This is a genomic window from Pseudomonas sp. GW821-FHT04C07 (genome assembly GCF_059420325.1).
In genome coordinates this window covers 423,286-437,276 of record NZ_JBWKTM010000003.1, presented here as the reverse complement: position 1 = coordinate 437,276, position 13,991 = coordinate 423,286, and the positions used below count along the sequence as shown (strand labels likewise).

16 protein-coding genes and 1 tRNA gene are annotated in these 13,991 nt (G+C 57.0%); 3 read left to right on the top strand and 14 right to left on the bottom strand.

Annotated features, from left to right (window positions below; translation table 11 throughout):
* The first annotated feature begins 17 nt into the window (after positions 1-17).
* The 3 genes from gcvT to AC07UI_RS08770 all read left to right on the top strand — a co-directional run bounded on the left by gcvT (position 18) and on the right by AC07UI_RS08770 (position 2,338).
* Entirely contained in the window at positions 18-1,142 is a 1,125-nt protein-coding gene (gcvT, locus tag AC07UI_RS08780) for a glycine cleavage system aminomethyltransferase GcvT (RefSeq protein WP_494992096.1), read from the top strand.
* A gap of 399 nt (positions 1,143-1,541) precedes the next feature.
* Positions 1,542-1,754, top strand: a complete 213-nt coding sequence (locus AC07UI_RS08775) for a cold-shock protein (RefSeq protein WP_105346577.1) — start codon at positions 1,542-1,544, stop codon at positions 1,752-1,754.
* A gap of 95 nt (positions 1,755-1,849) precedes the next feature.
* Positions 1,850-2,338, top strand: a complete 489-nt coding sequence (locus AC07UI_RS08770) for an RDD family protein (RefSeq protein WP_494992095.1) — start codon at positions 1,850-1,852, stop codon at positions 2,336-2,338.
* Between the two features lie 737 nt (positions 2,339-3,075).
* On the opposite strand, the gene nadA is transcribed toward AC07UI_RS08770, so the two are convergent.
* From nadA to ruvC, 14 genes are all read right to left on the bottom strand, one after another.
* A complete protein-coding gene (gene nadA, locus AC07UI_RS08765) occupies positions 3,076-4,134 on the bottom strand; it encodes a quinolinate synthase NadA (protein ID WP_494992094.1) in 1,059 nt (352 codons plus the stop codon).
* 274 nt (positions 4,135-4,408) lie between these two features.
* Positions 4,409-4,484: transfer RNA gene (locus AC07UI_RS08760), tRNA-Lys, on the bottom strand.
* 63 nt (positions 4,485-4,547) lie between these two features.
* On the bottom strand, positions 4,548-5,237 hold the full coding sequence (queC, locus tag AC07UI_RS08755; RefSeq protein WP_494992093.1) for a 7-cyano-7-deazaguanine synthase QueC: 690 nt from the start codon (positions 5,235-5,237) through the stop codon (positions 4,548-4,550).
* A 13-nt stretch (positions 5,238-5,250) separates the two neighbouring features.
* Positions 5,251-5,898, bottom strand: coding sequence for a 7-carboxy-7-deazaguanine synthase QueE (queE, locus tag AC07UI_RS08750; RefSeq protein WP_494992092.1), 648 nt, complete (start codon positions 5,896-5,898; stop codon positions 5,251-5,253).
* 181 nt (positions 5,899-6,079) lie between these two features.
* Entirely contained in the window at positions 6,080-6,907 is an 828-nt protein-coding gene (gene ybgF / locus AC07UI_RS08745) for a tol-pal system protein YbgF (protein ID WP_494992091.1), read from the bottom strand.
* A 6-nt stretch (positions 6,908-6,913) separates the two neighbouring features.
* Positions 6,914-7,411, bottom strand: coding sequence for a peptidoglycan-associated lipoprotein Pal (gene pal / locus AC07UI_RS08740; protein ID WP_123426662.1), 498 nt, complete (start codon positions 7,409-7,411; stop codon positions 6,914-6,916).
* 52 nt (positions 7,412-7,463) lie between these two features.
* Positions 7,464-8,723, bottom strand: a complete 1,260-nt coding sequence (gene tolB / locus AC07UI_RS08735) for a Tol-Pal system beta propeller repeat protein TolB (protein WP_494992152.1) — start codon at positions 8,721-8,723, stop codon at positions 7,464-7,466.
* A 38-nt stretch (positions 8,724-8,761) separates the two neighbouring features.
* Entirely contained in the window at positions 8,762-9,859 is a 1,098-nt protein-coding gene (gene tolA / locus AC07UI_RS08730) for a cell envelope integrity protein TolA (protein ID WP_494992090.1), read from the bottom strand.
* The gene (gene tolR, locus AC07UI_RS08725; RefSeq protein ID WP_494992151.1) at positions 9,859-10,311 is read right to left on the bottom strand and encodes a protein TolR; all 453 of its coding nucleotides are present in this window, start codon (positions 10,309-10,311) and stop codon (positions 9,859-9,861) included. The genes tolA and tolR overlap by 1 nt, the downstream gene beginning before the upstream one ends.
* 23 nt (positions 10,312-10,334) lie before the next feature.
* Positions 10,335-11,030: a protein TolQ gene (gene tolQ / locus AC07UI_RS08720; protein ID WP_494992089.1), complete on the bottom strand. Its 696-nt coding sequence runs from the start codon at positions 11,028-11,030 to the stop codon at positions 10,335-10,337.
* The gene (gene ybgC / locus AC07UI_RS08715) at positions 11,020-11,487 is read right to left on the bottom strand and encodes a tol-pal system-associated acyl-CoA thioesterase (RefSeq protein WP_494992088.1); all 468 of its coding nucleotides are present in this window, start codon (positions 11,485-11,487) and stop codon (positions 11,020-11,022) included. Before ybgC ends, tolQ begins: the two co-directional genes overlap by 11 nt.
* Before the next feature lie 138 nt (positions 11,488-11,625).
* Positions 11,626-12,687 carry a Holliday junction branch migration DNA helicase RuvB gene (ruvB, locus tag AC07UI_RS08710; protein WP_494992087.1) on the bottom strand — a complete coding sequence of 354 codons (1,062 nt, stop codon included), beginning with the start codon at positions 12,685-12,687 and terminating at the stop codon, positions 11,626-11,628.
* Entirely contained in the window at positions 12,688-13,296 is a 609-nt protein-coding gene (gene ruvA, locus AC07UI_RS08705) for a Holliday junction branch migration protein RuvA (RefSeq protein ID WP_123426655.1), read from the bottom strand.
* Positions 13,297-13,414: 118 nt separating this feature from the next.
* Positions 13,415-13,939, bottom strand: a complete 525-nt coding sequence (gene ruvC, locus AC07UI_RS08700) for a crossover junction endodeoxyribonuclease RuvC (protein WP_258699405.1) — start codon at positions 13,937-13,939, stop codon at positions 13,415-13,417.
* Positions 13,940-13,991: the final 52 nt, after the last annotated feature.

The following is a 13,991-nucleotide window of genomic DNA, read 5'->3' as shown; positions in this document are numbered from 1 at the left end:
TTTTTCAGGAGCTGAACATGTCCACCGAACAACTGTTGAAAACCCCGCTGCACGCCCTGCATCTGGAGCTCGGCGCGCGCATGGTCCCATTCGCCGGTTACGACATGCCGGTGCAATACCCGCTGGGCGTGATGAAAGAACACCAGCACACCCGTGATCAGGCCGGGTTGTTCGATGTCTCGCACATGGGCCAGATTCGCCTGACCGGCGCCAACGCCGCGAAGGCACTGGAGACCCTGGTGCCGGTGGACATCATCGACCTGCCGGTGGGGATGCAACGTTATGCGATGTTTACCAATGAAACCGGCGGCATACTCGATGACCTGATGGTCGCCAACCTCGGTAACGATGAACTGTTCCTGGTGGTCAACGCCGCCTGCAAGGATCAGGACCTCGCGCACCTGCGCAAATACATCGGCGACCAGTGCGAGATTCAGCCACTGTTTGAAGAACGCGCCCTGCTCGCGCTGCAAGGCCCGGCGGCGGTAACGGTACTGGCACGCCTGGCACCTGACGTGTCGAAAATGACCTTCATGCAATTCACCAGCGTGAAGTTGCTGGGCGTGGACTGCTACGTCAGCCGTTCCGGCTACACCGGTGAAGACGGTTTCGAAATCTCCGTACCGGCCACAAATGCAGAAGCCTTGGCCCGCGCACTGCTGGCCGAACCGGAAGTGGCAGCAATCGGCCTCGGTGCTCGCGACTCGCTGCGCCTGGAAGCCGGCCTGTGCCTTTATGGCCACGATATGAACACCGAGACCACGCCTATCGAGGCCAGCCTGCTCTGGGCCATCTCCAAGGCTCGTCGCGCCGATGGCTCCCGTGCCGGTGGCTTCCCTGGCGCAGAAACCGTGTTCACTCAGCAGCAAGCCGGTGCGAGCCGCAAACGGGTCGGCCTGTTACCTCAGGAGCGCACGCCAGTGCGTGAAGGCGCAGAAATCGTCAACGAAGAAGGCACAGTGATCGGCAGCGTGTGCAGCGGCGGCTTTGGACCATCATTGGGTGGCCCATTGGCCATGGGTTACCTCGACAGCCACTACATGGCACTTGATACATCCGTCTGGGCAATTGTACGTGGGAAAAAGGTGCCTATGAATGTAAGCAAAATGCCATTTGTTCCACAACGCTACTATCGCGGTTGATTGACTGTTTCTATAAGTAACGCGGTTGCGTTAACAGTGCACTAATCTGTAACGCAACCGCCACCAAACAGTGCATGCGGTTGGCTATAAATTTCGATAATGAACTTGGTTTATAACGATCGAAAACAATTGAACAGCTCTATCGAATAAGCGACATCGCCAGTCTGTAAACGACCCCACGCTGAGTAAAACCGCGGCTTCTGAGGGCTTGTTTTTTCTCCCTTAGTTGGCGTAGAGTTTCTTCACTGTGTTTGCATGGGTCGCTTGGAACCGTGACCTGGGCAGTAGCCATAAGTTTGCTACAACCCGTTCGACGTCTCTTACTTTCCTGCAACCAGCCCCAGTACTCTTTCATTAGAAAGAGGCTGTCATTAATTTTTGCGTCAAAGGAAATAAGAAATGTCCCAACGTCAGAGCGGTACCGTCAAGTGGTTTAACGACGAAAAAGGTTTTGGTTTTATCACTCCAGAAAGCGGTCCGGATCTGTTCGTCCATTTCCGCGCGATTCAGGGCAGCGGCTTCAAGAGCCTGAAAGAAGGCCAGAAAGTGACTTTCGTTGCTGTGCAAGGCCAGAAAGGCATGCAGGCTGACGAAGTACAAGCAGAAGGTTAATCCCGACTGCAACAAAAAGCCCCTGATGCTGACATCAGGGGCTTTTTTGTGCGTGCAATTCCGTAAAATGGCTTTTTTCAGCCGAGAGTCCTGTCATGTCGAAACACCTGCTAAGCCCTCAAGGCGACTTTCCCGCCGCAGGCCTGGGCCGCCGCCTGGCAGCGATGTTCTATGACTTCCTGTTGTGCACCGCCCTACTGATCGTCACCGGAGGCATTTACAAGATGGTGCAAATGGCGATCATTGGCGAAGCTAAAATGCGCGCCCTGACAGATGCCGGTGCACTGGACGGTGATCCGCTGCTATCAACGATTTTGTTTTTCGTCCTGTTCGGCTTCTTCGCCAAATTCTGGTCCTGGTCTGGCCAGACCCTTGGCATGCAAGTCTGGTGCATTCGCGTACAGAACCCCGACGGTACAGCTATCAGCCTGTGGCAGGCCTTGCTGCGCTTTGTCGTGTCGATTGCTTCGCTGCTTTGTGTAGGTTTGGGTTTCATCTGGTCGTTGTTCGACAAACAGAAACGCAGCTGGCACGACATCTACTCAAACAGCCAGTTGGTGCGGATTCCGAAGAAGACGAAGTAGCTTTAGGTCGATGTACATAAAACCTGTAGCTGCCGCAGGCTGCGATCTTCTGATTTTGAGTACATATCCGTTTCTGCGGTAACGGCTGCCTGGGATTGGGTACATATCCGTTTCACGCAACGCCTGCGTTCGGCCTCTGGGAAAGGGGCAGGCAGATCCAAAGCAAAGCAACAGCAACGGCAAGATCAAAAGATCGCAGCCTGCGGCAGCTCCTACAGGGAATCGCGTGCGCGTAAGCTCAGGCCGGCCGGTCGGCCGCCTCGCTTTTGATCTTGATGCACCGCCCCCTCGAGAGGCCGAGTAGAGGTTCTGCGCAGTGGGCAACCCGGCATGGATGCCGGGTTAGCCGCCCCCGGCCATGGATGGCCGATGGCGGCGGGCCCACGGAGCAGGACCGGAGCGAGGGCACCCTGAGCCTAGGCGAAGGGCCGAACGAAAGGGGCAAAAGCCCTTGGTTACTTGGGGCTTTTCCAAGTGACCCGCCGTAAGGGCGGAACCTAAAGTGGCCGTTACTGCAGAAACGGATATGTACACCAGCAAGAGATTGGTCGGCTGTCAGGCCGCCATCGCGAGCAAGCTCGGCTCCCACATTTGATCGGCGTATATCCGCAGGAGACAGGCCGGCTGTCAGGCCGCCTTCACGGGCAAGCCCGCTCCCACATTTGATCTGTGTACATCCGCAGGAGCCAGACCGGCTGTCAGGCCGTCATCGCGAGCAAGCTCGGCTCCTACAGGGATCAGGCATTGCCCGCCAGCTTCATGCGTGCAGCCTGGGTAAAATCGAGCATGCGCTTGAGCGGACGAATGGCCTGGGGAATCAGCGCCGGGTCAACGAAGATCTCGTTGGCCCCCTCTCGCAGGGCCTGTAGCGTGCGCTCAAGGGTATTCATCGCCATCCACGGGCAATGCGCGCAACTGCGGCATGTCGCACCGTTACCGGCCGTTGGCGCCTCGATGAAGACCTTATCGGGGCACAGCTGCTGCATTTTGTAGAAAATGCCGCGGTCGGTGGCCACGATAAACGTCTTGTTTGGCAGTTTTTGCGCAGCTGCAATGAGCTGACTGGTAGAACCCACTGCATCGGCCAGTTCGATGACCGAAGTTGGCGACTCGGGGTGAACCAGAATCGCCGCATCCGGATACAGCGCTTTCATGTCTTCGAGCTGCTTGGACTTGAACTCTTCGTGAACGATGCAGGCACCGTCCCAGAGCAACATGTCGGCACCGGTTTGGCGCTGGATATAAGTGCCCAGATGCTTGTCCGGGCCCCATATGATCGTCTCACCGTTATCCATCAGGCTCTCGACGATTTCCAGTGCACAGCTGGAAGTCACGACCCAGTCAGCGCGGGCTTTGACGGCCGCTGAAGTGTTGGCATACACCACCACCGTGCGCTCAGGGTGCTGATCACAAAACGCCGAGAACTCGTCCACCGGGCAACCCAGGTCCAGCGAGCAGGTCGCTTCCAGGGTCGGCATCAGCACACGCTTTTCCGGATTGAGGATTTTCGCGGTCTCGCCCATGAATTTCACTCCGGCGACCACCACAGTCTTGGCCGGATGGGCGTTGCCGAAGCGGGCCATCTCCAACGAGTCGGACACACAGCCGCCGGTTTCTTCGGCCAGAGCCTGAATGACCGGATCGCAATAGAAGTGGGCAACCAGTACAGCGTCCTGAGCCTTGAGCTCAGCAGCGATGGCAGCACGGTAATAGGCTTCCTCTTCGGCGCTTAGCGGTTTGGGCTGTTTGGCGTCGAGGTGGGCTTGAACCAGAAGGCGTTCGGAAATTTGCGTCATGTTCGCAAGACCTGCAAGCGCTAGTGCGCGAAAGTCGAGTATACCACCGGCTCTGGACCGTTCAGGGTACCGCCGGGAGAGTGGGTCCATCAGGCATGGACAGTATTGCAGCTGCGCAAGGCTACAGAATATCCGCTGGATTCAAAAGATGATTCTGACCTGCGTAAAACAGTGAAGCGCCCTGATTGGACAGCGATAAAATCCAGGGCAAAAAAAAATCTGGAAATCCTCACTTTCGTGGGCCTTCCAGATTTTCAAACATCTACATCTAAAATGGTGGGTCGTGTGGGATTCGAACCTACGACCAATTGGTTAAAAGCCAACTGCTCTACCAACTGAGCTAACGACCCGCTGTGTGGTGGCGCGTATAATACTGATTTTTAACGGGAATTCAACACCCTAAATGAAATAAATCAAAAATAACGTGTTGGGTCGCTGATTCCCGCCGCAGAGAAGCCTTCAGCACGCAGACGGCAACTGTCACATTTCCCACATGCGCGACCGTTATCATCCGCCTGATAGCAGGACACCGTCAGCCCGTAGTCGACGCCAAGTCGTACACCTGCCTTGACGATATCGGCCTTGCTCAAGTTCTGCAGCGGTGCCTGGATACGGAAGCCCTGCCCTTCTACCCCGGCCTTTGTCGCCAGGTTAGCCATACGCTCGAATGCCTCGATGAACTCTGGACGACAATCCGGGTAACCGGAATAGTCCACCGCATTGACGCCTATAAAGATATCCCGCGCGCCGAGCACTTCCGCCCAGCCAAGAGCGAGCGAGAGGAACACGGTATTGCGCGCTGGCACGTAAGTCACCGGAATGCCTTCGCTTGGCGCTTGCGGCACATCGATAGAGCTGTCGGTCAGAGCCGAGCCACCAATGCCGTTCAGATTCAGACCGATCACCTTATGCTCGACGACGCCAAGATCCCGGGCGACCCGAGCAGCGGCATCCAGCTCGGCCCGATGACGCTGACCGTAGTCGAAGCTCATGGTGTAGCAGCTGTAACCGTCGGCGCGTGCCATGGCCACGACAGTTGCCGAGTCAAGGCCGCCAGACAGCAGAATTACCGCACGCTTCTCATTAGATAGCTGTTGATTCATTTGCTCAGTCATTTCAGCGCCCCGGCTCGTCATTCCAAAGATATTTATGCAGCTGCAGTTGCAGGCGCACTGGCAGGTTGTCCGCAACAACCCAGTCAGCCAGGTCGCGAGCATTCAAGTCATGATGGCTGGGCGAGAACAATACTTCGCCGGCACGCCGATCCAGACCGTACTGAATCAGTTTGGACACTGCCCAGTCGTAGTCTTCACGAGAACAGATGACAAATTTGACCTGATCGTTTGGCGTCAGCAGCTCGATGTTTTCATAGCGGTTACGCTGAGCCTCTTTGGAGCCAGGTGTTTTCAAGTCGACAACCCGACTGACCCGCAGATCGACCGCAGAAATATCCAGAGCGCCACTGGTTTCCAGCGACACCTGGTATCCGGCATCACACAGCTGCTTGAGCAAAGGAATGGCATTGGGTTGCGCCAACGGCTCACCGCCGGTCACACAGACATAGCGCGGGCGGTAGCCGGCAACCTGTTCGAGGATGCTGTCCAGGGACATGATCGAGCCACCGCTGAAAGCGTAGGCGCTGTCGCAGTACTGACAACGCAATGGGCAACCGGTCAGACGCACAAATACTGTGGGCAGCCCGGCAGTCCGCGTTTCACCCTGCAACGAGTAAAAGACTTCGGTGATTCTCAATGTGTCTTGCATAGTCGCCACGGGCGTAACAGCTAAACAGGCTGTCCGCCTCCGTCAGGCACTTCAAGGAACCCCGCAACCGCGCGAATCCCAAGAAGCGTGTTTCATAAAAAGGGTATGAATTCTAACGAAAAAACCCGCAATGGGCGCGGGTTTCTTCAAAACGACGTAACTATTTCTACAAGCTACATGCTTACATACGTTGCAAGTCACGCTGGGCCAGCTGAGCGGCGGAAGTGCCCGGATACTGGCTCACAACCTGCTGCAGAATGCCTTTGACCTTATCGGTGTGACCCAGTCGGCGCTCTACATCAGCAAGCTTGTACAGCGAATCCGGCACTTTGGCATGCTTGGGGTACAGCTGGCTAACCTTGGCAAAAGCCTGACCGGCACCTTGCAGGTCGCCCTTGGCCAGGTTCACTTCACCCAACCAGTATTGAGCGTTGCCCGCATACTGGCTGTTCGGGTATTTGCGCAGGAATGCGGCGAAGGCTTGGCTGGCCTTGTCGAAATCCTTGGCCTTGATCAGGTCGAAGGCTGCGTCGTAATACAGCTTTTCCTTCGCCGGATCACCCGGTTCGCTACTTGCTGCAGGTGCCTGAGTGGCAGGCGCTGCAGCTGCACCGGCGGCATTGACATCGCCACCAGCAGAAGAATTATCAGGAGCCGCGGCAGGTGCGCCGCCGGTTCCAATACGCCGATCAAGATCCTGGTATCGCTCCAGGTTTTCCTGCTTCATGCGCGCAACATCATTTTGCAGAACTTCAATCACACCTTGTTGCCGGGCGATTTGCTCCTGCATTTGTTGCAGTTGGTTGAACAGCTCACCCTGTGCCGAGACAGGAGCCGAAACCCCTCCCCCGGCATAGGCGCCGTTCGTACCGTAACCCGCAGGCGGATAACTGCTCCCGCTATTGTTATAACCGGAGTTGTTGTCATCGACCACAGGAACCGCAGCCCACACCGCAAGCGGCATGAGGCTGAGAGCCAAAACAGTTACAGCACGACGGCACGTTCGCATGACGAATTACTTACGCAGTTCGACGCGACGGTTTTGAGCCCAGGACTGCTCGTCGTTGCCGGTAGCAACTGGACGCTCTTCGCCGTAGGAAACCAGTTCCAGCTGAGCTGGGGAAACACCTTGCAGTACCAGGTAGCGCTGAACGGCTTTCGCACGACGCTCGCCCAGTGCCATGTTGTACTCACGAGTACCACGTTCGTCGGTGTTGCCTTCCAGAACAACGCGAGCGCCGTTTGCTTTCAGGTCTTTGGCGTGAACGTCCAGAGCGCGCATGGCTTCTGGCTTCAGGTCCGAGCTGTCGTATTCGAAGTAGAAGGTAGTGATTGCGCGCAGAGCAGCTTCTTCGCTCAGGGAGCCATCCACAGCACCAGTGTTAGCGCCGTAACCAGCGTTTGGATCAACAGCGCCTGCACCGGCGTTGTCGCCGCCTTTGGACGAGCAACCTACAGCTACAGCCATGGCCAGAGCCAGCGCAGCAAACTTACCAAACTTCAGCATTTCCATCGTGAAACTCCTAATGAACCCCAATGTGTTAAGTACAACGTGTAGCGCCGCGTCAGTTCAGGTAAGGGGACCAGGAAGGTTCTCTGACTTCGCCTTGAGCGGTAGGAAGCGGGAGCCTTACGCGTCCATTAATGGACACGAGCATCAAGACTCCCCGGCCCTGCTGGCGGGTGGCGTAGATTACCATGGTGCCGTTGGGCGCGACAGTAGGCGACTCGTCCAGAGTGCTATCAGTTAGGATTTTTACGCTACCGCGTTGCAAATCCTGAGCCGCCACCTTGAAATTGGTGAAGCCATCCTGACGGTGAATCATGACAAGCGTCTTCTCGTCTGCTGACAATTTCGGGTTGGCGTTGTAGTTACCGATAAAGGTCACACGCTCCGCACCGCCGCCACCTGCGCTGGTTTTGTAGATCTGCGGCTTGCCGCCACGGTCCGACGTGAAGTAGATGGTTGAACCATCCTTACCCCAGAACGGCTCGGTATTAATGCCTGGACCACTGGTGACGCGAGTGATCTGACGCGACCCCAGATTCATTACATAAACATCCGGATTACCGTCTTTGGACAGTACAAAAGCCAGTCTCGTGCCATCCGGCGACCAGGCTGGCGCGCCATTGAGACCTTCAAAGTTGGTGATCTGCTCGCGGCGACCGGTATCGATGTGCTGAACGAAGATGCGCGGGCGCTTCTGTTCGAACGACACGTAGGCAATACGCTTGCCATCAGGTGCGAAACGCGGCGACAGGATTGGCTCGCGCGATTGCAACAAGGTCACTGCGCGCGCGCCGTCATAGTCGGAACGCTGCAAGGTGTAACGCGTGTTGCTCACCGAAAAACGCTCGGCAGTCACGTACAGCATGCGCGTCGAGAAAGCACCTTTGATGCCGGTAAGCTTCTCGAACGACTGGTCAGCAATGTAGTGAGACATGTCGCGCAGTTGATCGACGCTGCCTGACACGCTGCCGGTCAGCACTTGCTGCTCGGTGGCGACGTTGAACAGTGCGTACTGCACCTGCAGGCGACCGCCGGCAGGAACAATGCTACCGACCATGATGTACTGGGCACCAAGAGCCTTCCAGTCACGATAAATGACTTCGCTGGCCTGAGTCGGCAGACCGATCATGTTCTGCTTCGGAATTGGCGAGTAATAACCCGAGTTGCGCAGGTCATTACCGATGATTTCCGCCATGTCGTCCGGCAGCACGCTGCCGCCCTGCCAACCGAATGGCACTACTGCAATCGGCGTGGCCCGGTCACTGCCACTGGTGACCAGAATGTTTTTTTCATCCGCTGCCGCTATCCCTGCCATGCAGCAAATAACGACAAGCAATCCTCGAAGAAGGTTTCTCACAAGGCTAGATCCTCAGGTGTGAATGTCATCTTGAATGAACGATAGGGAGCGAAATCGCTCGGTTTCATTCCCTGCATTTCTGTCAAACGACCAATGTTCTTGACCGCCGCTACAGCAGAACTGTCGAACGGACCATCACCACTGGACCTGGCCACAGTCACCGAAGTCACCGTACCGTCCGGCAACATGCCAATCTGCAGTACTACCGTCATGTTCTTGCGTGCCGAAGGAGGTCGTGCCCAACCTTCCGCTGCCCGAGCACGAATCAGATCGTCGAAACTGCCGGCGACTTCATCGCCCCGCTCATCGGCCAGGGCTTGTTGACGCTGTGGTTTGTCGGAAAGCAAATCAGCCAGGGCCTGAGCCTTTTTCTCTTCGGTCGATTTACGCGCCGCGTCAGTTGCCTTTTTCTTGGCAGCATCGGCAGTAGCTTTCTTCTTCGCATCCTCGGTGATTTTCTTCTTCGCCTCGTCCGCTTCAGCTTTCTTCTTGGCGTCGTCCGCGGCTTTCTTCTTCGCGTCTTCGACAATTTTTTTCTTGGCTTCCTCAGCGACCTTTTTCTTGGCCTCTTCTTCAGCCTCTTTCTTGGCTTCCTCTTCAGCCTTCTTCTTGGCTATATCAGCCAATTGTTTCTCTTCAACCTTTTTTGCTTCTGCAGCCTTCTTGGCATCGTCGGCTTTCTTGGCTTGTTCAGCCTTCTTCGCCTCATCCGCCTTCTTGGCTTCATCCGCCTTCTTGGCCTCGTCGGCCTTTTTCGCTTCCTCGGCCTTTTGAGCTGACTCTTCTTTCTTTTGTTCCGCAGCCTTTACCGCTTCCTGCTCAACCTTCTTCTGTTCCATCTGTTCGACTTCGGTCTGACGTGCGGCGGATTTCTTCGCCTCACCCGCAATCTTCTGATTGGTCTGGGTAGTTGCCTGACTTTTCGATTTCAGTTGATACAGGGTCGCCTGGACAATCGGCTTGGCTGGCGGCAAGTCCGGGGTCATGGCGAAACTGACGAACAGCATGCCAAACACCAGAACGTGCAGGGCTAATGCCCAAACGCTAGGCCAGAAGTAGCTTTCCGAGGCGGACGGCTCTCGCTGTTGGTGCATCAGGGCGCCTCGGTAATCAAGCCAACATTACCGACCCCAGCTTTCTGCAGCCCACCCATTGCCCCCATCACGGAGCCATAATCGACGGTTTTATCGCCGCGGATGAAGACCTGGGTACGCTTGCCACCTTCTGTACCGGCGCGAATGATCTTGGTCACGGCGTCGGTCATCTGCGGCAAGGTCATCGCCTTGTCCTGCTGCTTGTCGGTGTTGACTTCGCTGCCAAGGTTCCAGTAATAGGTCTTGTCAGCCTTGATCGAAATGGTCAGGACCTGAGTGTTGTTGTCTTGCGGCAAGGCTTCGCTGGAAACCTTGGGCAGATCAACTTTCACGCCCTGATTGAGCATCGGTGCGGTCACCATGAAGATGACCAGCAGCACCAGCATCACGTCGATGTAAGGCACTACGTTCATCTCGGCAACCGGCTTGCGCTTTTTGCGAGCTCGAGCGATTAAAGCCATTGGGAATTACCTGCTTATTCTTCGCTGGTGTGCACTTTACGGTGCAGGATCGCCTGGAACTCATCGGCGAAGGTGTAGTAACGGCCGATCAAGGTTTCGCTGCGAGCGGCGAAACGGTTGTAAGCGATTACCGCAGGAATGGCTGCGAACAGACCGATAGCGGTCGCGACCAGCGCTTCGGCGATACCTGGAGCCACAGTGGCCAGGGTCGCTTGCTGGGCAGCCGCCAGACCACGGAAGGAGTTCATGATGCCCCAGACCGTACCGAACAGACCGATGTACGGGCTGACGGAACCCACGGTGGCGAGGAACGGCAGGCTCTGCTCGAGCTTTTCTTCTTCGCGGGAAATGGCCACGCGCATGGCACGCGCCACGCCTTCCATGACCGCTTCCGGATCAACGCCTGGCTGCTGACGCAGACGGGAGAACTCCTTGAAACCGGCACGGAAAATCTGCTCTACGCCTGAGTCCGGGTCCGGGTTGCTACCGGCCTGACGATAGAGTTTCGACAGGTCGATACCCGACCAGAAGCGCTCTTCAAAGCCCTCCAGGGCACGGCGGCCGGCGCGCAACAGGTTGCTGCGCTGAAAGATCATGATCCACGAGGTCACCGATGCGGCTACCAGGATCAGCATTACCAACTGCACCACGACGCTGGCATTGCTGACCAGGCTCCACATGGAGGTATGGTCGACGACGTTAGCTTCCACGCTTTATCTCCTGCTCTGAGTGTGTACCCGCGCCGCTCACGTCGGCAAAGGCCGCACGTAGAGCTTCGGGAATGGCCCGGGGTTTCAAACTATGGGTGCGCACACAGGCCACCAAAAACTGCCCTTCGCAGAGCAGTGCATTATCCGTAGCCCGCCTGACTTGCTGTTTAAAGCGCAGGCTGACGCGGTTCAATTCGATTACTTCAGCACTTACCAGAAGCTCGTCATCCAGTCGCGCCGGCGCGTGATAGCGCGCTTCGCTGGAATGCACGACGAACAACAGGTCCTCCCCTGCAAGCTGCGATTGGGCAAAGCCCAGTTCGCGTAGCCGCTCGGTTCGAGCCCGTTCCATAAACTTAAGGTAATTAACGTAATACACGATGCCGCCGGCATCGGTGTCCTCGTAATAAACGCGACAACGATGTGCGAACGACTCCAGCCCGTTTTGCGCGCGCATACTCTAGTGCTTACTCCTCAGGTTGCCAATCCGGCCAGGCAACTGTTTTTCATTTTCGAACGCGTTTTCTTGCGAAATCATCGCGATGCCAGCCTTTGGGACCACGCAATCGGCGAAAAAATCAACGCGAAGGGTTCATTAATCGTCTATGGCATCCAGAAACTCGTCTGCCACGGGCATCTCACCCATGCGCGCAGGAGTGTTCAAACCGAAATGCAGGTACGCATGCCGGGTCACCACTCGCCCACGCGGGGTGCGCATGATGTAGCCCTGCTGGATCAGATATGGCTCAAGCACATCCTCGATGGTATGCCGCTCTTCGCTGATGGCCGCCGCGAGACTGTCCACCCCCACCGGGCCACCATCGAACTTCTCGATCATGGTCAATAACAGGCGTCGGTCCTGATGGTCGAAACCACGCTCATCGACATCCAGCAGGTTCAACGCCAGGTCGGCAATCGGCTTGGTGATGTGCCCCTTGGCCCGCACTTCCGCGAAATCCCGCACCCGGCGCAGCAAACGGTTGGCGATCCGCGGCGTACCGCGGGCCCGGCGAGCGATTTCGAACGCGCCTTCCGGGTCCAGCGGCAAGCCGAGAATCCCGGCCGAGCGACCGACAATAGTGGCCAGATCCGCAGTGCTATAGAACTCCAGACGCTGAACGATACCAAAGCGGTCACGCAACGGGTTGGTCAGCATCCCGGCGCGAGTGGTGGCACCGACCAGGGTGAACGGCGGCAGGTCGAGTTTGATCGAACGCGCCGCCGGCCCTTCGCCGATCATGATGTCGAGCTGGAAGTCTTCCATGGCCGGGTACAACACTTCCTCGACGATGGGCGACAGCCGATGGATCTCATCGATGAACAGCACGTCATGGGGTTCAAGATTGGTCAACAGCGCCGCCAGGTCACCCGGACGCTCAAGTACCGGACCCGAGGTGCTTTTGATCGACACGCCCATTTCCTGGGCGATGATGTTGGCCAGGGTGGTTTTACCCAGACCCGGCGGGCCGAAGATCAGCGTGTGATCGAGCGACTCGTTGCGCCCACGGGCGGCCTGGATAAACAGCTCCATTTGCTCGCGAACGGTCGGTTGGCCGATGTACTCGGCCAGGCTGACGGGACGAATCGCCCGGTCCTGGACTTCCTCGCGGTCACGGGGGCCACCCGTGGCGGCGATCAGACGATCAGCTTCAATCACTTAAATCATTCCCTTCAGGGCGCGACGAATCAGGTCTTCACTGCTCAAACCTTTCTCCTTGATGGCAGAAATCGCCTTGCTGGCCTCCTGCGGCTTGTAGCCAAGGGAAATCAGCGCGCTCACCGCATCGTTTTCGGCGGTGACCACCGGCATCGGTGCATCCGGCTGGTTCGGTACCAGTGCGAACATGCTTGGCACGGTTTCCCAGGCCTTGAAGCGATCCTTGAGTTCCACCAGCAAACGCTCGGCAGTCTTCTTGCCGACGCCCGGCACCTTGGTCAGCGCTGAAGTGTCCTGCGCTTGCACGCAGCGCACCAATTCATCGACTTCAAGGCTCGACATCAAGGCCAACGCCAGCTTGGGGCCCACGCCATTGAGGCGGATCAGCTCACGAAAAAAATCGCGATCACGCTTGCCAATGAAACCGTAGAGCAATTGGGCGTCTTCGCGCACGACCAAATGGGTGTGCAAGGCGATCGTCTCTCCGACCGACGGCAGTCGATAGAGCGTGGTCATCGGCACTTCCAGCTCATAGCCCAGGCCGTTTACATCCAGAATCAGGTGCGGCGGCTGTTTCTCAGCCAAGGTGCCGCGCAAACGTCCAATCACGTTTCAAATCCTTAAGCGTTGGCCAGATCTGGCTTACGGGTAACAAAGTGAGCGTGATCGCCGACAGGACAGGCGCAAAACGCTCAACGGACAAAATGAGTGGGCTGATCCTATCAGATCAGAGGCGAAGGCGACCGCCGCGACTGCGAGCCGTGCCCAGACCATGAGGTAACAGACTGGAGCGGGTGTGGGCATGACAAATGGCGATTGCCAGGGCGTCCGAGGCATCGATTTGCGGTTTGCTGGTCAGTTTCAGCATGTGCATGACCATCATCTGCACCTGCTCTTTATTCGCCGAACCGGTCCCGGTTACCGCCTGCTTGACCTGGGTTGCGGTGTATTCGGCGATTTCCAGGCTTTCTTCGGCACCGGCGACGATGGCGGCGCCGCGAGCCTGGCCGAGCTTCAGGGCCGAGTCAGCATTGCGGGCCATAAAGACCTTTTCGATCCCCATGGTGACCGGACCGTAGGTCTGAATGACTTCGCGCACACCGCGATAAACAATTTGCAACCGTTCATGTAACTCGCCGCTGCCGGTACGAATACAGCCCGAGGCCACGTACACGCAGCCACGGCCGGTATCGCGTACCACGCCATAACCGGTAATGCGTGAACCGGGGTCGATACCAAGAATTAAAGTCATAACGCCTGCGGGTTTAGAGAATGAGGCCGGCATGGAACAGGCAGCGTCGGCG